Source organism: Microcoleus sp. LAD1_D3 (assembly GCF_036702135.1).
Taxonomy (GTDB): Bacteria; Cyanobacteriota; Cyanobacteriia; order Cyanobacteriales; family Microcoleaceae; genus Microcoleus.
The window spans coordinates 14149-33687 of sequence record NZ_JAUBSB010000032.1 but is presented as its reverse complement, the minus strand read 5'-3'; the positions used below and the strand labels follow the sequence as shown (position 1 = coordinate 33687).

General features: G+C 47.1%; 17 protein-coding genes. 8 read left to right on the top strand and 9 right to left on the bottom strand.

Features of this window, described 5'->3' with window-relative positions:
* Positions 1-80 precede the first annotated feature (80 nt).
* Both QUA74_RS18250 and QUA74_RS18245 read left to right on the top strand, forming a co-directional pair.
* Positions 81-3092, top strand: a complete 3012-nt coding sequence (locus QUA74_RS18250; RefSeq protein ID WP_333331869.1) for an EAL domain-containing protein — start codon at positions 81-83, stop codon at positions 3090-3092.
* Between the two features lie 133 nt (positions 3093-3225).
* Positions 3226-3942, top strand: a complete 717-nt coding sequence (locus QUA74_RS18245) for a Uma2 family endonuclease (RefSeq protein ID WP_333331866.1) — start codon at positions 3226-3228, stop codon at positions 3940-3942.
* A gap of 59 nt (positions 3943-4001) precedes the next feature.
* Here QUA74_RS18245 and QUA74_RS18240 read toward each other — a convergent pair whose 3' ends face one another.
* Genes QUA74_RS18240 through QUA74_RS18230 form a run of 3 tightly spaced genes read right to left on the bottom strand, consistent with a single transcriptional unit; the run spans position 4002 to position 8201 of the window.
* The gene (locus QUA74_RS18240; RefSeq protein WP_333331863.1) at positions 4002-5459 is read right to left on the bottom strand and encodes a DUF1802 family protein; all 1458 of its coding nucleotides are present in this window, start codon (positions 5457-5459) and stop codon (positions 4002-4004) included.
* Between the two features lie 42 nt (positions 5460-5501).
* The gene (locus tag QUA74_RS18235; protein ID WP_333331860.1) at positions 5502-7430 is read right to left on the bottom strand and encodes a P-loop NTPase fold protein; all 1929 of its coding nucleotides are present in this window, start codon (positions 7428-7430) and stop codon (positions 5502-5504) included.
* A gap of 48 nt (positions 7431-7478) precedes the next feature.
* Positions 7479-8201 (bottom strand): hypothetical protein, encoded by a 723-nt coding sequence (locus QUA74_RS18230; protein WP_333331857.1) that lies wholly within the window; start codon positions 8199-8201, stop codon positions 7479-7481.
* A 378-nt stretch (positions 8202-8579) separates the two neighbouring features.
* On the opposite strand from QUA74_RS18230, the gene QUA74_RS18225 reads away from it, so the two are divergent.
* Positions 8580-9092, top strand: a complete 513-nt coding sequence (locus QUA74_RS18225) for a rhodanese-like domain-containing protein (protein ID WP_333331853.1) — start codon at positions 8580-8582, stop codon at positions 9090-9092.
* Positions 9093-9352: 260 nt separating this feature from the next.
* Here the strand turns inward: QUA74_RS18225 and QUA74_RS18220 are convergent, their stop codons facing one another.
* From QUA74_RS18220 to gpmI, 4 genes are all read right to left on the bottom strand, one after another.
* Positions 9353-9820, bottom strand: a complete 468-nt coding sequence (locus tag QUA74_RS18220) for an NUDIX domain-containing protein (protein WP_333331852.1) — start codon at positions 9818-9820, stop codon at positions 9353-9355.
* Between the two features lie 89 nt (positions 9821-9909).
* The gene (locus QUA74_RS18215) at positions 9910-10641 is read right to left on the bottom strand and encodes a peptidase (RefSeq protein WP_333331850.1); all 732 of its coding nucleotides are present in this window, start codon (positions 10639-10641) and stop codon (positions 9910-9912) included.
* A 126-nt stretch (positions 10642-10767) separates the two neighbouring features.
* Complete coding sequence (gene secG, locus QUA74_RS18210) at positions 10768-11007, bottom strand: preprotein translocase subunit SecG (protein ID WP_190659521.1); 240 nt, start codon at positions 11005-11007, stop codon at positions 10768-10770.
* A 328-nt stretch (positions 11008-11335) separates the two neighbouring features.
* Positions 11336-12934 (bottom strand): 2,3-bisphosphoglycerate-independent phosphoglycerate mutase, encoded by a 1599-nt coding sequence (gpmI, locus tag QUA74_RS18205; protein WP_333331847.1) that lies wholly within the window; start codon positions 12932-12934, stop codon positions 11336-11338.
* A 107-nt stretch (positions 12935-13041) separates the two neighbouring features.
* On the opposite strand from gpmI, the gene QUA74_RS18200 reads away from it, so the two are divergent.
* Positions 13042-13206 (top strand): hypothetical protein, encoded by a 165-nt coding sequence (locus tag QUA74_RS18200; RefSeq protein ID WP_333331844.1) that lies wholly within the window; start codon positions 13042-13044, stop codon positions 13204-13206.
* Between the two features lie 157 nt (positions 13207-13363).
* Here the strand turns inward: QUA74_RS18200 and QUA74_RS18195 are convergent, their stop codons facing one another.
* A complete protein-coding gene (locus QUA74_RS18195) occupies positions 13364-14035 on the bottom strand; it encodes a retropepsin-like aspartic protease (RefSeq protein WP_333331841.1) in 672 nt (223 codons plus the stop codon).
* A 172-nt stretch (positions 14036-14207) separates the two neighbouring features.
* Entirely contained in the window at positions 14208-15398 is a 1191-nt protein-coding gene (locus QUA74_RS18190; protein WP_333331838.1) for a transposase, read from the bottom strand.
* Between the two features lie 197 nt (positions 15399-15595).
* On the opposite strand from QUA74_RS18190, the gene QUA74_RS18185 reads away from it, so the two are divergent.
* From QUA74_RS18185 to QUA74_RS18170, 4 genes are all read left to right on the top strand, one after another.
* Positions 15596-16954 carry a hypothetical protein gene (locus QUA74_RS18185; protein ID WP_333331835.1) on the top strand — a complete coding sequence of 453 codons (1359 nt, stop codon included), beginning with the start codon at positions 15596-15598 and terminating at the stop codon, positions 16952-16954.
* Between the two features lie 183 nt (positions 16955-17137).
* Positions 17138-17890: an MORN motif-containing protein gene (locus QUA74_RS18180; RefSeq protein ID WP_333331832.1), complete on the top strand. Its 753-nt coding sequence runs from the start codon at positions 17138-17140 to the stop codon at positions 17888-17890.
* A 102-nt stretch (positions 17891-17992) separates the two neighbouring features.
* Positions 17993-18706: an MORN motif-containing protein gene (locus tag QUA74_RS18175; protein ID WP_333331829.1), complete on the top strand. Its 714-nt coding sequence runs from the start codon at positions 17993-17995 to the stop codon at positions 18704-18706.
* A 177-nt stretch (positions 18707-18883) separates the two neighbouring features.
* Positions 18884-19504: a DUF6391 domain-containing protein gene (locus QUA74_RS18170; RefSeq protein ID WP_333331827.1), complete on the top strand. Its 621-nt coding sequence runs from the start codon at positions 18884-18886 to the stop codon at positions 19502-19504.
* The last annotated feature ends 35 nt before the right edge of the window (positions 19505-19539 follow it).

Below are 19539 nucleotides of genomic sequence, written 5' to 3'. Positions count from 1 at the left end.
TTTACGTTGCGCGAATCCTGAAAAACGTTAAAGTAAGAAGCAACTCGGAAATTGTAAAGGTTTGCTTGAAAGTTCGGCTGATGGGAGATCGGGAGAACCAGTCAATTTCTAATTTAGGTGAAGTGGGGGGTATCGGCGATCGCCATACTGGGTCAGAAGCCCTGTGCCTATGCGATCGAGCTTTGGCCGCTACTAGCAGCGGCATTGTGATTGCTGACGCCAATGCACCCGACTGTCCCATAGTTTATTGCAATCCGGCCTTTGAACGGATGACAGGTTACTGCGCCCGTGAAGTCTTGGGCCGCAATTGCCGATTTTTGCAAGGCCCGGATACCGATCGAACTACTGTAGCTAAGATCCGCGACGCCTTGCGCCAAGGTCTAGAAATCCAGACAGCGATCAAAAATTACCGCAAAGACGGCACTCCTTTTTGGAGCAAATTATCGCTATCTCCGGTGCGAGACGACAACGCTAATTTGACTCACTTTGTAGGAGTTCAGTCCGACTTGTCGGAACCAATATGTGAAGTGCAGCAAGCATTGCAGCAAGCTAACGACCAACTGCAAACGATTTTGGAAGCAGTTCCGGGAACAGTATCTTGGATTAGCTCGGATTTGCGCTATTTAGGGGTTAACCAGCACTTAGCCAAACTGCATGGTTTGCGGCCGTCGGCTTTTGTCGGTCAAGATATTGGTTTTCTGGGCGCTAGCTCGGATTTTAACTCTTTTGTGGTGGAGTTTTTTGCCGGCGACGCTACGGAAGCGGTTAAAGAACTCAACGTTAAGGTACAAACCGACGGGGGAGAGTCGGAGGGATACTATTTGATTGTGGCTCAAAAGTACGATCTGGGCAAAGCAGCTTGTTTGGTAGGGATTGACATTACCGAGCGCAAGCGGGCAGAAGAAGCTCTGGTGCTGACTCGCAAGGCGGTGGAAAGTTCGAGTGACGCGATCGGGATCAGCGATGCGAACGGCACTCACATTTATCAAAATCAAGCGTTTTCTCAGCTATTTGAATGGGACACCGCAGAGGAACTTAAGTTAGCTGGAGGTATAGCGACAGTTTTTGCTGACTCTGCAGTCGCCAGCGAGGTACTCGATACGATCGCCCAGGGTTATTCTTGGTTGGGTGAAGTTACTAACCGCACTAAAAGTGGCCAAATTTTGCCAATGCTGCTGCGGGCCGATGCTATTAAAGACCCTACAGGGAAAATTGTCGGTCTGATTTACATGAATACCGATATTACCGATCGCAAGCGCACGGAACAAGAGCTGCGGCAAAGCGAGAAGCGCTTTCGATCGTTGATTGAAAATGCTAGAGACATTATTGTGATTCTCGACGAGAAAGGCTTTTGTCGCTATGTATCTCCTTCCCTAGAGCGGATTTTGGGCTACCCGACGGCGGAAGTCCTCGGCCGGTCTATATTTGACTTGATTCACCCTGACGAATTGCCTATGGTGGATCAAGTGTTCAAAGGTGTCATGCAAATGCCGAGAGTTAGCCTGGGAATGGCGGAATACCGAGTGCAGCACAAGGAAGGTTTCTGGTGCGTGTTGGAAGCGGTGGCGACGAATTTGCTCGACGAACCTTCGGTGCGGGGAATTGTGGTCAACTGTCACGACGTGACTGAGCGCAAGGTGGCTGAAGACCAATTGTTGCACGATGCTTTGCACGATGCGCTGACGGAGTTGCCGAACCGCGCTTTGTTGACTGACAGGTTGGGGCAAGCTTTTGCCCGCGCGCAACGGCATCCTAGCTATCAGTTTGCGGTGCTGTTTCTGGATTTGGACAGGTTTAAGGTGATTAATGACAGCCAGGGACACCGCACGGGCGATCGGCTGTTGGTGGCTGTGGCTCGCCGTCTCTTGACTTGTTTGCGGCCAGGCGATACGGTGGCTCGTCTGGGGGGAGATGAGTTTGTGATTTTGCTAGAAGAAATTCACGGTGTGGATGAGGCGATCGCCCAAGCAAAGGAAATTCTCAAAACGATCGAACGACCGCTTTATTTGGAAGGTAATAAAGTTTTAATTACTGCTAGCATCGGCATTGCTTTGAGTACCGACAAATATCAGTGGTCAGGAGATATTTTGCGCGATGCTGATATTGCGATGTACCGGGCAAAAGCTCTGGGTAAAGCTCGCTACGAAGTATTCACCAGTGCGATGCACACTCAGGCGGTGGCTTTGATGCACTTGGAACACGATTTGCGGGAGTCGGTTGAAGAACTAAATTTGAAATATTCGATACTGGATTTCGGATGTGTGGCGGTGGAGGACAACTCGCCGATGAGCGAAATCGATCGCAAGTTGGAGCGTCCGAAGTCGCAATTTGCTCCTTTTAAATTGGAATGTCCTTTTACTGTTTATTATCAGCCGATCGTTTGTTTAAAAAGCGGCTCAGTTATCGGATTTGAGGCGCTGGTGCGCTGGCTGCACCCGGAAAGGGGTTTAGTTTCCCCGATGGAATTTATTGCGATGGCGGAGGAAACAGGGTTAATTACGCCTTTGGGTTTGTGGGTTTTGAACGAAAGCTGCCGCCAAATTATTAAGTGGCAGAGTTTGAATTTACCTGTGGGAAATTCGCCGCTGACAGTCGCAGTAAATCTTTCCGGGAGGCAGTTTGCTGAACCGGAGTCGATCGAGCAAATTAAGCAAGTTTTGCTGGAAACAGGTGTTGACGCTCGCTGTTTGAAGTTGGAGATTACTGAGAGTGTGGTGATGGAAGATGGAGAAGCGGCGGCGGCGATGCTTTCGCAGTTGAGAGACTTGGGTATCGGGCTGTGTATTGATGATTTCGGCACTGGTTATTCGTCTCTAAGTTATTTGCACAAGTTCCCCATTAATATTTTGAAGGTCGATCGCTCTTTTGTTACCCGCATCGGGGAAATGGGCGAAAATTTGGAAATCGTGCGGGCGATCGTCATGCTGGCGCGCAGTTTGGGGATGGAGGTAGTGGCAGAAGGGGTCGAAACCGCCGTCCAATTGGCTCAAATGCGGGCGATCGGCTGCGAGTACGGTCAGGGGTTCTTTTTCTCTAAACCTCTCGACAGTGAGGCAGCTACAGCGTTGTTGAGGCGATCGCCCCAATGGTGAACTGAACTAAATATTTAACCGGATCAAATTGCTTGATTGTCAATAAGGGCGATCGATCTTTTCGTCCTCAATGCCTTGAGTGTTAAAATCAAAATTGAGTATAATAGAAAACTATCGAGATAGGTAAAAATATATGTCTCAATCTGTTGTGCCAGCAGTCGAAGAAAAACAGCTCGATACTTCGCCGACATTAACTTTTGAAGAATACCGATTTTATCAAGGAGAATCGGATGTAAAATATGAACTGTACAAAGGCAAATTAATCCCGATGCCAACAGCAACAGTTTTACACATCAAAATTTGCGAATATTTAGTTTACCAGTTGCAGCGTTACCTAGCTGAACACAATCTCGACTTAGTAGTAAAAACGGGTCTGGGAGTGAGAACAGATGAAGATAAATCTCGGATTCCCGATGTAGTTGTCTGCACTCAAAGTCTTTTGGAACAAGCTGCTGCTAGACCCGGTGCAGGTATCCTCGATTTTGAGGAAAAGCCACTGTTAGTGGTAGAGGTGGTGAGCGAAAATCGCCGTGCAGATTACGTGATTAAACGCGGAGAGTACGAATTAGCGAATGTGCCAGAATATTGCATTGTTGACCCTAAAACGGGCAAGCAAAAAATCCGGCTTTTTGCATTGATTGAAGGTGAAGATGGTTACACGTATACAGATTTCTTGCCGGGTGAGGAAATGGAATCTGTAGTATTTCCCAATTTGAGATTATCAGTCAATGAAATTTTAGATCCGCCATTGGTGGAAGGGTTAATTAAGGCTGAACAAGCTCAATTGCAGAAAGCTGAAAGGTTGGCGGCGAGATTACGGGAATTGGGCGTAGATCCTGATGCTGTGTAGGAAATTGGATGAAGTACGTGAAGCGAAGCTATCCCAAAGGGAATCGCCCTTAAGGTATCTCAATCATCTAGCGGCAAATCGCGCAGGAAATAAAAGCGATCGCGCCCTAAATCTTCGCCTTTAATTCGCCCTAAGAAACCCGTCAAAGGTGAGGAAAGTTCTATTAAAATTTCGTGCATTTCTTCATATTTTAAAGGTTGGGGCGACATAGAAAAGGCATAAGCACCGTGAAGCTGATTAAATTCAACACTTGTTGATTTTGTTCTTTCCAAAAAGTCTTTGACTAGCTGAACTATGTGCGATCGCACTTTAAGCTTTTCCCGCACCTCGTCAATATAGCGATTAACCTTAGCATCGGCTTCCTCACCAAACGGCTGTTGTTCCAAACAAGGTTTTAACTGCATTAAATCGATCGAACCTGGTTGCTTAGCTTTCAGTTCAACCAGCTTTTGCAATGTTTCAGGGCGAATTACGTTCATGTGGTTTCCGATAGCAGTTTTTTTAGCGTGTCCATTTAGCTGACCAGCGGCCATAATTATCTTAATACAGCAGTTGTATTGTTCCTGAAGATGCTTATGGCCTAACTTGATAAGTTGCGCTGGCGTTCCATCAGCTACGGTTTCACTTTTGGTAGCTTTGCATTCTCCCACTACCTGATAGGGAGTTTCACAGTAGAAATCTAATCCGCCAGCACCGCCTGTTGATTCTGGATCGAGGCTAGCTTCGGGTTTATTGTTAGAATTGGCAAATCCTAGCTTGATAAAACTTTTGCGGACTAACTTTTCAAATGTATTACCATCGCTAGAGTTTCCGATTTGTGCGATCGCACTTATCCATGCTAAATCAGGATCTGGTTTTGCTGTAGGTGAATTTTCTGACCAACCTAGAAATATTTTGATTTCTGCGTCTAGTTGTTTGGCTTTTGGGTTGGTGGTGGATAAATGCACTAATGCACTTTGCAACTCTTCCAATTCAGGATGTTCTGGCGGCTCTAGTTTTTCCAGCTTTTGACGGCGTTTGGCAAAGATAGACTCGCTCAACACTGGCGTTGAATCAGTAACATTTAGGGATTTTGGCAAAGATACAAAATTGCCGCTGGGATGCACTGGCATTTCCAGCGGCTGAGGTAGCAGATAAACCCGCAGGTAAGCTACAAAAATAAAAGGACGCTGCTGGAGAATTTGCTGTAAGGCTTCTGTTTTCCAGACTGTTAACCGCGACACAGCCTCTAATGATTCAGAATCCCGCATTTGCCACCCTTCGCACCTAGCCCAAGCTTTGATCGAAACTTTATCTGAATCTAACTGAGCAAGTGCCTTTTGAGCAGCGGGTAAAAAATGCGATCGATAATATTGATCGTAGGGCAAGTTACCTGAAACATTGCCAGGATAGAGTGCATATTGTTCTCCCGGCTCAAACGTTCGCCACACTATAGCTGCAATCATTCGCCCTTGGATTAAACCTTCTACGTCTGGAGCCGGCAAACGGATAGCCCTGTCAATATTGACTAACGACATGAGAGTATTTGTCCCAATATGAAGTTGATAATTTATGAAGCCTTAATTAAACTCGCTCAGTAAATTATCGCACGACTTATCTAATTCTTCTGACTCCGATAAGTCATCCATAATAGACTCCGCTACAGCTACGGGTTCATCTTCTATTAGATCGGTAGGAACCTGATAGGAGGGATCGCTAAGAATCTCTGTAAGTAACGGGTTACTAGCCCCTAGCATTTTCTCAGCACCTTTTTCTGCAATAAAATTGAAAATTTCCTCCTCACTCACCCCATAATCTACTTCGCGCTTCTGATAAACAGCCCGAATAGCTAACAGCGGTTTAATTTCATCTTCTTTCAGTTCGACATACTCTCCACCTTGCTGTTTAATGAGCGGGACAAGATACTGTTGCTCCAGGTAGGAAGTAATCTTTTTGCTCTGGGAACGAACCAAACAACCGCGAGTCAGATTAAAAGCTTCGTAATCATTTAACCTTCTTAAACCCGCTCCTAACCCTTTGCCACCAGCATACTGAAGCACTGCTACTCCAATGATTACATCTTTTCCGTTGTCTTTGCCAATTACTTTGAAATTGATGTAATCATCCTTGCCTCCACGTTTCTTAACTTTATCTGTGGCTGACTGAACTGTTACCCTTTCCACCGTCTGACCAATCAAACTCTGAAATCCAAATAAAATAGCATCCGCAAGCAGATAATTATCTTCTAAATAAGTTCCTATGTCTTCCTCTAGTTCTTTGACAAAAGCAAGTTCAACGGGATTAGAAATATCGGGATTTTTAGTGCCTTCACCCGTAGAAATAGGAGGCTTACAATTTTCTTTACACCACTTTAAAACCTCTCTAACAGTGGGTTTTCCTTTGCCCAGATCGCTGAGTTGAATGTGAGTAAATGGATAAATTGGATGAGGAGAAATTAAGTTTTGACGTTCATAATATTTGTCTAACCAAAAGGTAGCTAAGTTAACAATTGATTCTGCATCCATGTATTTTAAGTCAATCGGATTTCCCTGAACCGAAACCTTAGTGAACACTCCACCAGGTAGCTGCTTTATTTTATTGCTCCATTGAGCAGGCATCATTACACTCAGTATCAAACCCCGGTTTAGATTTTGGAACAAATCTTTGATTAGTCCTGCAACAATCTGACTGATGTGTAAGCCACTAATATCGTCGTAGGCATCAGGCGTGTCTAACTCATCAAAGCAAATGACCAGTTCCTTGTACTCACTAATCAAATCTAATATCTGCAAAACCGCCTCAAAAGATTGGCATTGAGTTGGTAGTTCTAACTCATCGGCTTTGTATTTAGCAAGTTCTTGACCCTCTAACCATTTGATTGCATAAAGTGATTGCTCGTCGGAGAGTGTCAAAAAAATTGCCTTGACAATATCAGGATCGTTAACAATTTTCGCTTGCAGAAATGCTTTTGTTAGCTCCTTAACCCACTTCTTTAGTTGCTTGGGCGTGCCTGCCTTAAATTTTCCCAATAATTCTTGAGGATAAAAAACTTTAGCATTTGGTTTGGAAACCTTTAAAGCATTGTTAGCCATTGCCGTTGCTAGTTCTTGCCACTGTCTCACCCCATCTGTACCAATCTTTCCCAGGCTCTCAGCCAATATTCGCTGAAATCCTTGCTTAATTTGATTGATATTACCATATTTATTAGCGTAGACAAACAAGCCCCCGCCATGCTCCTGTAGGCGATGGCGAATGCGGCTAATAATGTGAGTTTTGCCGGTTCCATCCTGAGCAGTTATAGCGATGGAAGTTGTCTTGTAGTGACCAGCACGAATTTGAGCGAGTGCCTGAAATACAGCATCAGAGGCGTGGGCATTTATTGTCTCAACATCGAAGAATTCCTGACCCCAAACATCACCAGCATTGAGAAAAGGAGGTTTAGCAAAGGGATTTTGAATTAAAAGAGCCGCGTTCAGGTCTTCAATGGAAGAAAAAGAAGAATTAGTCATGGTTTTTTGTGTGAGGTTAACGAATTTACAAAAGGATTTAGGTCACTTTTAGGAATTTAGCCGTTTGACATAGTAACGGAGTGCACCAAGTGCAGTTTTTATGGAATCTTCAGCTTTATCGGCCGTGATGTCTGTCATCTCGCCACCTATTAGCTGAAAAATATCAGTAGCCTGCATTTCCAACAGCCACTCATTGAACTCCGATCGCCCTACCATTTCCCCGATCGCCCGTCGCATCCGATAAATCGGCACTAAATCGTCTAAGTTATAATCCCGGTTCAAGCTGTCATACACATCAAGCGCCACAGCCTTAAAATCGTCATAGGATGCGATCGTCCCTACATCCCCCTTCCCTTTCTCAACCGCAACACTCGCCGCACCATCCTGATGCCGAATCCACTTCAACAAAGAATTTCCCAGCCGAGTACCAATTTGAGAACCATCAAACTCAAACAAAGAATCCCGACTTTTGAGCCCCTGCGCTAAAACTTCTTTCCCCTTAGCGCTCAATTCCACCAGCGTCACCCGATTTACCAGCGAATACTCGATCGCCCCAGTCGCCTGCAACTCGCTGAGCACTCCCAGATATCTTTGACTCGTCTCATTAGTCCGCACAATCCGCTTAGTCAAATCCCCTTTTTTCACCATCATTTTGCCGCCGCCCAAATCCCACAAATTCAGCAGTACCCGAACTTTTGCCTTCGCATCCCACACCGCTTGATCTTCGGCTGTCAAAGTCTTAGGCACCGCACTTTCATCTTTCTCAGACATATTCATACCTTTAAATACTTGTTCTTAGTATCAAATTTTATCATAAATCTTGCTGACAAACATCTCAACTTTTCAGCAAAATCCCGCCCGATGCTGTACACAACTTAGGCAAATTTTATTTTAAAATAATTGTGATTGACTAAAAGGAAATCGTTTGATAGAATACTTGATCTAACGAGCGATCGCACTTCAAATTCTCCACAGCAAATGCGATGAAACAATCTGAAGCACAGCCCGCTTTCCTCTAGCAAACTCAACAAATCTAGCGATCCCAACCTTAATCAACCACCTGCAACCCAGCTTAACTGCGACTTTAGTTCAATGCCAGATTCAGCCTTTAGAAAGACGAATTCAACCTAAACATCTTGTTACATTGCAATGGCAATCAAAACATTGAACAACATTTTACCCATGAAAAATATTCCCGACCAAATTTCCGACATCAAAGAAAAACTTCCCGATTTGACTCCCACCCCTCCTGGTTTAAAAGCTCAAGCATCTAGCCACGACCTCAAAGCCCGTTTAGATTGGGGCGAACCCGGACTCACAATCATCGACGCTCGTAATTTTGAAAGCTTCGCAAAAAGCCACATTACTGGCGCCGCAATGATGCCAATGGAAGACTTAGTAGAGCGAGCAAAAGCCAGCCTAGAACCCGTCCGCGACATCTACATCTACGGCGAAAACGACCAACAAACTGCCGAAGCAGCCAATCTTCTCCGCGCTGCAGGCTTTCAAAAAGTAGCCGAACTAAAAGGCGGAATTCCTGCTTGGAAAGCCATTGACGGCCCCATGGACGGCTCTGGCGAACAGGATACTCCCGGCCCCGACGCCTACAACGTTTTTTCTCGCTTGCAACACCACGCCGAAGCTCAGAAAATCAACAAATAATCACACAGAATACCTAGAGCCCCGACTTATTGAAGAAGTTGGGTATCTAACCAAATAATTTGTTTGTAGTAAGGAATCGAGCTCTCTGTTAAAGCTTGCAGTCACTAAGCACTAAAGTCCTTACTACAAACTTAATTGCGATCGTATAACCGGACTAGATATTAACAGTCGCGGACGCAAAAAGTGCTTTGACAGGCTACTTATAGCCTAAAGTGAACAATGCACATCCTACATAAACAAGTGTGTGTGTCCAAGACTGATTAACACTCATCCCTCGCGTCCAAAAATGCTTTGACTTCCCTTAAAACTTGCCGATTCCCATCAAAAGTAATCAGCTTGACTGCATCCTCAAAGGAAGTCCAGACCGAATTTTGAACTTCCTCTACTTGCAACTTAACCTCCATTGAATTTACAAAAGCCAAAAAGTAAGTAACAGTCTTTTCAATTGATTCTCCTTCCTTTGCAGAGGAATAATGTTCCACAGAACTAGGCTTCCCTTCCTTAACAAAGGAATAACGTTCCACAAAACTAGGCTCCTCAAGCACTTCACAATCGCGGATGCCAGTTTCCTCCTCAAACTCCCGCTTCGCCGTTTCTAGCGCCGATTCCCCCGGATTCGCGTGACCTTTTGGAAACGCCCAATGTCCGGCTTGATGTTGAATTAACAAAAATAAACTATCAGTTTCAGTCGCAAAAACTGGCACAATCCCAAAAGCTTCATCTTTCATCTTTCTTCTCTTTCCTATTAAGTATCGTATTCTTATAGTCCGCGAAGGCGGACTTGGTTTGTGTAGAAGCCAACTCCATTCGCTCGTAACTACAATTCCCACCCTAATCGAGTCTGCTGTTCATAAACCCGCTTCAAAGTATTAACATCCCTCGCTGAAATAGGCGAAGGATTTCTCACCTGAGAAAAATAAAGCACATCAGTTTCCATCAAACTGTGGCCCCAAATTCCCAAAGCGTGACCCAACTCGTGCCGCGCCGTCGCCGGAATATACTTACCCACTTGAGTCGGATTCAAATAAACCGAAAACCGATGTGATAAAACTGTTTTATCCTCCTCGCGACGGGCGTACAATTCATAGGTAGCCTCTCCAGAACGCGATCGCAAAACCCCTTGACGCAAAGGCGGAGCCCGACGTAAAATCCTAATATCAGCCACCTCCGAACTATCCACCACTTCCAAAGGCAAATAAACCCCCCATTCCCGGACAACATCCAACACAGCCGCCACCCATTCTTCAGACTTATTAGCATCAACTGGACGCTCAACATAAACCTGAATCGGAAACTTCGACCACAGCAAATGACCGAAATTCGGTGGCTTAACCTGGTCAAAATAATCACCGCTATCGGTGGAATCTTGCCAATTAGCCAGCGTTGGTGGCAAAGGATGAACCTGTGGATTCGGAAAACTATTCGGGAGAGAAGAAAGACTCGCGGCCGGAGTATTAACCTGAGTAAAAATTATCAGGCTAAAACAGCATACAGCAAATCCCAAACGACACAGCAATCGAGGTTTTACTGTCACTTTCCACAACTGCATTTTTCTGACTGCACTTAAATTTCATCTTTAGGGTGGGCTAGAAGCCCAACCCCTACTCCCCACAATATTTATTTATGTGGCACGGGCGTCTCGCCCGTGAGCTATCTGCGGTTAAAAATCCCAATCTTATAACTTAGGCGCCAACCAACCAGCACTCAAAATCACAGTCAAACCCATAAAAACAATAGACAAGCCCCAAGTAATCCGGTTCAGACTCGTTTCTGCACTCTTGGCGCTGGTAAACAATTGAGCTTGTCCGCCAATCCCTCCAATACCATCGCCTTTAGGACTGTGCAGCAACACAAAAATCACAAGTCCTAAAGCAGACAAAGACCAGATAACTTGTAACACAGAAACAATATTCATAATCGGGAGTAATTGGTAATTAGTAATCGGTAATTTATTATTATATCAAATTCGGTCGATCGCCCGCAATTTATCCAGGGACACGGTGCTGTGTCCATAGGTGTCAACAATCGCCTGAAAGCCTTGATAAATCTCGTTTTTACCTGAGTCCAGATCCCCCTAAATCCCCCTTAAAAAGGGGGACTTTGATCCATGTCCGGTTCCCCCCTTCTGAAGGGGGGCTAGGGGGGATCTAGGCTTAATAGTCAAACACCATTCTGTGACTGGGTTTGACGTTAAATTGACACGAAGAAGGCCCAAAGCCTTTGTCCCTACTGCTGCGTCCCTACTACAATCGGACTCGCACCGGAGTGCGATTGGCGCGAACTTCAAACTCAGCCGATCGAATCATAGAACGTCCCGTCATCTCCGGGGGCTGAGGCAACCTCAACAGCTCCAGAATCGTCGGCGCAATATCCGCCAAACAACCATCCGCCCTCAGAGGAACATCCGTTCCGTGACCCGGAATCTTCCGCCCTTCGCCTTCTACCAGAATAAACGGAACCGGGTTAGTAGTGTGAGCCGTCCAGGGATTCCCGTCCTCGTCAAACATCTGCTCAGCATTTCCGTGGTCAGCAATAATAATTGCCGTACCTCCAGCTTTACTAATGGCGCTCAACAGCCGCCCCAAACATTTATCCACAGTTTCGATCGCAATTATCGTCGCATCCATCATCCCCGTATGACCAACCATATCCGGGTTAGCGTAGTTAATCACCATAAACGAATAAATCCCCTTTTCCAAAGCCGTCACCACCCCATCCGTCACCATGTCCGCCGACATCTGGGGCGCCTCATCGTAAGTCCCCACCATCGGGCTCTGCACCAACTCCCGGTGTTCCCCGATAAAAGGCTCTTCCAGACCCCCATTAAAAAAATAAGTCACATGAGCGTACTTTTCAGTTTCCGCCGTCCGCAACTGCTGCAAACCGTGCTTAGAAATTACCTCGCCCAGAATATTGTTCAAATTCTGCGGTTCAAAAGCCACCATGACCGAAAGTTTCGGGTCGTACTGAGTAAAAGTCGCAAACGCCAGCGGCTCAATTAACTGCCGTTCAAACCCCTTAAAATCGGGAGATACAAAAGCCTGAGTCAATTCTCTAGCCCTGTCCGGGCGAAAATTGAAGAAAATTACCCCATCCCCCGATGCCACGGCCCCGCGCGAAATCCGAGTCGGAACTGCAAACTCGTCGGTCACTCCGACCGCATAGGAGGCCTGCAACACATCAACAGCCGATCGACCGTCAGGAGCACCCTCAGTCGTCATCACCTCGTAAGCGCGGTGCACCCGATCCCAGCGCTTGTCCCTGTCCATCGCGTAGTAGCGGCCGCTGATGGTCGCAATCCGACCGACCCCTACCTCTGCGATATAACTTTCAATTTTGCCTAAAGCTTCGACACCTTCTTTCGGAGTAGTATCACGGCCGTCTGTAATCGCGTGAATGCAAACATCAGAAATTCCCTGTGCCTTTGCTAATTGCAGCAAACCCTTAATATGACTGAGATGGGAATGAACCCCACCTTCCGAACAAAGACCAGTTAGGTGCAACTTGCCGCCCGTGGCGCGGACTTTCTCGCAAAGCCCAACCAGCGCGCGGTTGTTGAGCAAAGAACCATCTTCCACTGCATCCGAGATCCGCACCAACTCTTGAGGAACCACGCGGCCTGCGCCCAGATTCAAGTGACCCACTTCTGAGTTACCCATTTGCCCGTCAGGAAGACCTACCGCCCGACCCGATGTTTTAATCAGAGTTCTGGGATAAGCGGCCCAGAGACTGTCCATCACGGGTGTTTTTGCAGCGGCGATCGCATTTCCGTCTTTTTCTTCACGATAACCCCAGCCGTCTAGAATAATCAGCACTACAGGAGATACAGACGCTTGTGCCATGTGAATACCTTATTTACAATAATTAATTTCTCGATCGTCATGATTGCCGATTTGGCGGAACATCTGCCGCTAATCAGTTTACATATTTTCTAGGCTCCGGCTGAACAATGCCAACTAAAATTCCCTCAACCACCGCATTTTGGGAACTTATTTCGATCGGCTTGGCGAATTGTTTAATTGATTGCCTTGGCTTGTACTGTGAATCGTTGTCGGAGACTGTTACCGATCTCACCAACACCAGCCGTGCTTTTGTGGCCGGATTTCACGGATAGTTTAACCGTAGGTGGCTCTTGAAACACTAAGAACAATACCACACTTGGTTGCATTTTGCTACCGCCTCAACCAATAAATTTAAAAGCCTGGAGCGGGCGGCGAATAACTTTATAGGACACGAGTTGAGCAAAAATCGCTTGCCGACTCCGCTCACTTTCAGCGGACATAAAATTCTACAACATCTTTTTTAATTTTGACATCGTAATTGCCAAAGAAATCGTGACCGAGCAGACCTATTGGCATTTGTTTGGCGATCGCCACTTCGACATTTTGGATCACAGCACCCCCAACCCGAATCGATCGCACTAGACCGATCGGGAACTCGACAACGCTACCGTCAGCGATCCCCGCTCTTATGGTACGCACCGGCCTCACTCCCAGTGCAGTAGCCATTCGCTGAGAAATCAAAGTGCCACTCGCCCCGGTATCGAGAATCATCTCAAAAGTCTTGTTGCCGTTAAATACCACATCAATCACCGGCGTCCCGCCAGCGCGACGCTTGATTTTAGCTTGAAATACCTGTGGATTCCCCCGTGGCTTAGCCGGTTGATTTGCTGGGGGTTTAGCAGCAGGATTGGATGGGTTCCAAAACTGAGAGTACAATTGGCCAGTTGTGAATCCCGATCCCGTTATAGTGCGATTCCCTTCGGGATAGCTGCGCCGCGCGTGCTGCTGGGAACTCACATCGGACACCAATGTCATCACCTGGGTTTCGGGCTGATGTGAACGAGAATGTACCTCGGCACCCCCCACTGATCCCACACCCACCAAAACGGTCGCAAAAACAAAGCCCGATCGCCAAATCCGCTTGAGAATCACTTTTGCCATGATCTAAATACCTTAATTGATTCAATGATGTCGAACAACGACCGCCACTGATATCCTAACCCGCTCCCAAAAACCGCTCGCCCGATCCTCAGATCAGATCATGAGAAAAACTTGGCAATTTTCAAGCGATCACTTGACACTCCCCAGCCTGAAGGCGTGGGGATTCTTTGATCTACGAGCCAGTTTGCTGAGGCAGGATTTCTCCAGCAACAGTAGAGACTAATTCTCCCAAAGAGTTGCTTGGTTCAAGACCAAAGGTTCCGGTATGCCCTACCGTACCTAATCCTCGACTAAGGATATTTCTAGCTGCGTTTTCGTCCCGATCCAAGACACAACCACATTGACAAACATGAGTTCTTGTAGATAGCGTTTTTTTCACGATTTTACCGCAGCTAGAGCATTCTTGACTGGTGTATTGGGGATTCACCGCAACCGTGATTTTCTCAAACACTTTCCCAAAGTATTCAAGCCAAACACGAAATTGATACCAAGATGCGTCATTAATGGACTTAGCCAGACAATGATTCTTCACCATGTTTTTGATTCTCAAATCTTCGTAGACGACTACATCGTTTGATGAGATTACGCACCTTGCTAATTTCACAGCATGGTCTTTACGTTGTCTACTTATTTTGAGATGGCGCTTACCTAGAATCTGCCGAGCTTTGCCCCTGTTTATTGAACCTTTAACTTTCCTGGATACGCGACGCCCATAGCGTTTGAGGACTTTCTCACCTTTTCTTAAAAACCTCGGATTTTCAACCGTAGTTCCGTTTGAATCGGTGTAATATTCCTTCAATCCCACGTCTAATCCGATCGTAGTACCAGATGGTTCTGTGTTTTCTTTCCTATCCACATCCACACAGAATTGAACGTACACGCCATCAGCACGTTTGACCAATCTCACCCTTTTTATTTGGCTAATTTGGTAAAAATGTAGATCGCGTGTGCCTTTTAGTTTTAATCGTCCAATTCCTTTTTTATCGGTAAAGTTGATTGATTTCCGATCGTCAGCAAGTTTCCATCCAGTGGTTTTGTATTCCACCGAACGGCCATCTCTTTGAAATTGTGGATACCCTTTTTTACCAGGAATATTTTTCTTGCAGTTATCGTAAAATCGGGAGATAGAAGACCATGCCCGTTCTGCACTAGCTTGTCTTGCCATTGAGTTGAGTTCGTCGGCAAAGGGAAAATCGCGAGCTAGTACGGCGCAGTATTTATTTAAGTCGTTTTTGCCAACCTTCTTGTTGTCCATCCAATAACGCAAACAGCTATTGCGGACAAACTTAGCGGTACGAATTGCTTCGTCTACCGCTTTGAACTGATTCGATTTTCCGTATGCCTTAAACTCAAAAACTAACATGACTTTACCTCCCATCTTATACTATAGGTCCTAGCATAAAATGTTCGGCAAGTTATTATTAATACGTTACAATTAAAGCCGTCCTAAAAGGACGGGGTTGAAAATCCAAATTTTTGATAAACTTATAAACGGCAACAGGCTGTAATTGCAGAGCCTTGTTGGATATCTTGAAATTAAGCATTTGGGGGCGATCGGCAATGCACAAACTTTTATATTTTGCGACTATAGGACTACTAGCTTTCTCGATCGGAGGATGCGGTGGCGACGAGGCCAGCAACACAGCCAGCCCCAGCCCCACCCCCAGTCCAGCCTCTCCATCTCCGGCCACCTCTGCCAGCCCCACCCCAGCAGCTCAGACTTTCCAGTCTCCAATAGTAGCCGCCCAGCCTCCAGGGTTAATTCGATCGACCAACCCAGACGAACGAGCAAGACAGGCTCAAACAAATATCGGCGACAACAAGGATAGGAATCCAACGCTTCCGCTTCAGCCGGTGCCCCAAGGCCCTGTGACAGCTAATCCTTCTCAGTTAGACCCCTTTGGGCCGCTGCCGCCGATCGTATTACAAATCCCTGCAGGAGCCAACGGAGCGGGTGGGATTACCTCAGAAATCCCCAAACTGCCACAGCGACAAGTTGCCGTGCTACCCGATCTTCCCGAGTTATTGGCTCCCCCCCCAATTAACAGGCCTGGTCAGACGGTTGCTATCCCCAGGGCACCCAGGGACGGTCAAGGAGGCACTCAGCAAATACGAGGTCCGGGAGGCTCTTTACTTCCCGGAGGTGATGGGGTGCAAATTGGCTCGCCGCCGCTAGTTCCAGGGCTAACTGCTCCTCGGTTAGGTGGCGGTGGCAGAAATGGTTCCTTACCCGGAGGCACCGGGGGACAAATTGGCTTGCCGCCCCTAGTTCCGGGGCTAAATGCTCCTCAGTTAGGTCGTACTCGTACATCTCCGCCTGGACTCGAACCAATAGCAGCGAGACCCATAGGAGTCCCGGATCTGCCGGAACTGCCAGTAGACAAGCGTCCCCCCCGGTGGAGAGATCGCAATGCCATTGCAGCTAGACCCCAAGATGCGCGGAATCCCCAGACTCGCCGTCCCGGACCCCCGCGCCCGCCCCAACCAATAGCAGCGAGACCCATAGGAGTGCCGGATCTGCCGGAACTGCCAGTAGACCAGCGCCCGCCTCAGTGGGTAGACCCAAATCCCCCGCCTCCTCCCGTGATCCCAGTAGTTCCGCCACCGCCTTCTACTGACCTCGCTACGGGCACTGAAGTCAGCGGGGTGGTAAAAGTCGGGAACGAGACGCAAGTGATTGTCAAAGTACCGAATGAACCAACCAGCCGATATGTCAAAGTCGGGCAGCGGCTGTCTAATGGGCAAGTGTTGGTGAAGCGGGTCGATCTCAAGCAAGGAGCCGATCCGATCGTGATTCTGGAGGAAAACGGCGTTGAGGTAGCCAAAGGTGTTGGCGAAAAACCCGCCAGTCGCCAAACACAACCAGCCAATGCAGTTATTAGCCGTCTCCCAAATCCGAATAGCTCAGCGCGACGCTGAAAATTGACAGTAAAGCAGGAAAAATGCTAAAGGCAAAAATTAGAGTTTTTGCCTTTTTGCATTTAGGGCAGATCTCAAACCTGAAGGTAAAATTAGTACAGGGATTAAAAAATAGAGGACTTTTCAGCGAGTATTAGCTTCTAGAAAATCCCTATTAGTAATTGAAGTTAAAGGAGATTGATCATGCTCGGTTCAATTCAAAAAGTAGGGATGGTGATATTAGTTGCTTGTTCTATCGGCAGCGCTACTAATCTCTTGAATCCCCAGCCATCAATGGCTCAACCAACACCACAGCCAAAACCAGAAGAAGGACAACGCTCTCCCTTCTGCCAAGGAAACCCTCCTACGGGAAGAGTGAAATGCAATTACGAGGGAGGCGATAACTACGAGGGAAATTTCGTCAACGGCCTACCCGATGGCAGTGGAGTCTACGTGTACGCTAATGGCGATCGCTACGAAGGAAATTTTCGGAATGGAGTGCCAAATGGCAGAGGGACATTCATTTTTAAAGATGATGCCCGCTACATAGGCGTGTTCCAAGACGGCACGATGAGATCCGGGACGGTCGTTTTTGCCAACGGCGAGCGCTACGTCGGAGAGTTCGCAGTCGTCAGGAACGTTCAGACTGATGCCATTAGCAGCCAACCTGCTGGGCGGGGTCAATTTTTTTATACCAATGGCGATCGCTATGAAGGACAATTCTTTGCAGGCTCACCCTTTGGCCCTGGGGTATTGGTGCGGGTAGATGGCACTCGCTGTTCCGGCAGATTTTTTAATCAAGAACTTGACGCTAGTGTCTCCTGCACTTTCCCCAACGGTACGCGCTATGAAGGAGAATTGCGAAAGGGAGTACCTCACGGTGTCGGGACGATGATCGATGCTAGGGGTAGGCGCTTTCCGGGGGTATTTCGCAACGGCAAGCCCGGAGTTTCGTAAAGGATAAATTGAGGTTTTCAGCCAACTTTTGACAACAAATGGGACAAAAGACAAAGGACAGAAGAAGATAATATCTAACAGCGCATAGGAGAAAGTTGATTGATGATTTCCCGTTCTTGGACCAGTGGAATCGCTTTATTAGTTGCATCAGTGTTGGGAATTGGTAGTTACGCGACTTATCCCTTGCCCTCAATGGCGCAAGGAACAGAAGCTAGAACCGGTCGCTGCGTGCCAGCTATCGCTACAGGTAGAGTTAGGTGCGATTATGACAGCGGTGATAGCTACATCGGACAGTTCGTCAACGGTTTGCCCAGTGGCACTGGGGTATACATATATTCCAACGGCGATCGCTATGAGGGGCAGTTCCGTCTGGGCAAACCAAATGGTCGAGGACAATTTATATTTAAGGACGACGCCCGCGTCGAGGGTATATTCCGAGATGGCAAAGTTAGTTCCGGGACAGCTATTTTTACTAATGGCGATCGCTATGTGGGGTCGTTTTCTCTCGATCAAAAAGTAGGAGTACCCACTGGACAAGGGCAATTCATTTTTGCCAATGGCGATCGCTTTGTGGGTCAATTTTTAGGGGGCAAGCCTTTAGGTACGGGAGCGTTCACCCGCGCTGACGGCAGTCGGTGTTCGGGACAGTTCTATACTCAAGAACTTGATGGCAGGGGTAACTGTTCGTTTTCCAACGGTATCCGCTATGAGGGAGAGTTACGCAAGGGATTGCCTCACGGCAAGGGCACAATTATCGATACCAGAGGCCGGCGACTTCCGGGAGTATTCCGTGAGGGCCAGCGGCTAGAACGATAAACTGGGAATAAGTGCGATCTGTTACTAAGGGCAGGTAGATGGCTAATAATTTTTGCACAAAACCTGCCCTTGCTAGGTTTTAAAGTCAAAACTATTGAGAATTTATGATCGGCTTTTTCTCAACCCAATTGCTAATCTTAAATATCCACTTAATGGAGTTAATGGAGGCGTTTTGATATGACAACTACTGCTTCTGCTTCCGGGAACACCGGCCAATTTCCCTTCGACTTTGCCCCGCAGCGGACTCAAGATGCTGATTTGTTGCGACAACTCAATTTTGTGCCCGGCTTGAAGGAAGTCTTGACTTTGCGCCAAGTTCATGCTTTGGAACACGCTACGGTTTGGGTACTAAGTCAATCGTTTGCTGCGACGACAGCAAGAACCGATAATGAGTTATTGGGCGGGATGTCCACAGACCAAGGGTTTTATCTTTACGGTCGCGTTAACATTGCACAGTTGCGTCAGGCAGTGCGCGAAGCTTTGCAGCGGATTGGCAGCGGAGAGTGGGATTTAGCTGTACATCCTCGCTGTGGCACGAATTTGTCGGTGGCAATGTTGCTGACGGCTGGACTTGCTGTTGGCATCAATTTAGCCTTACCGCGAGGGCCCATTCTGCAACTTTTCGGTTTGGGTGCCGCTGCTGCTGCGGCGGCTCAGTTAGCTCCTGATGTGGGAGCTCTGGCTCAGCGGTACGTCACAACGGCTATTCCGTTTAATTTGAGTGTTGTTGATATTTCTGTAAGTCACGACTTTTGGGGACGCGAAGCTCATTTTGTGCGGGTGCGTTGGGTTGAATAGTTGCACAGTATCAAGCCCACCTCAAACAACAGAAT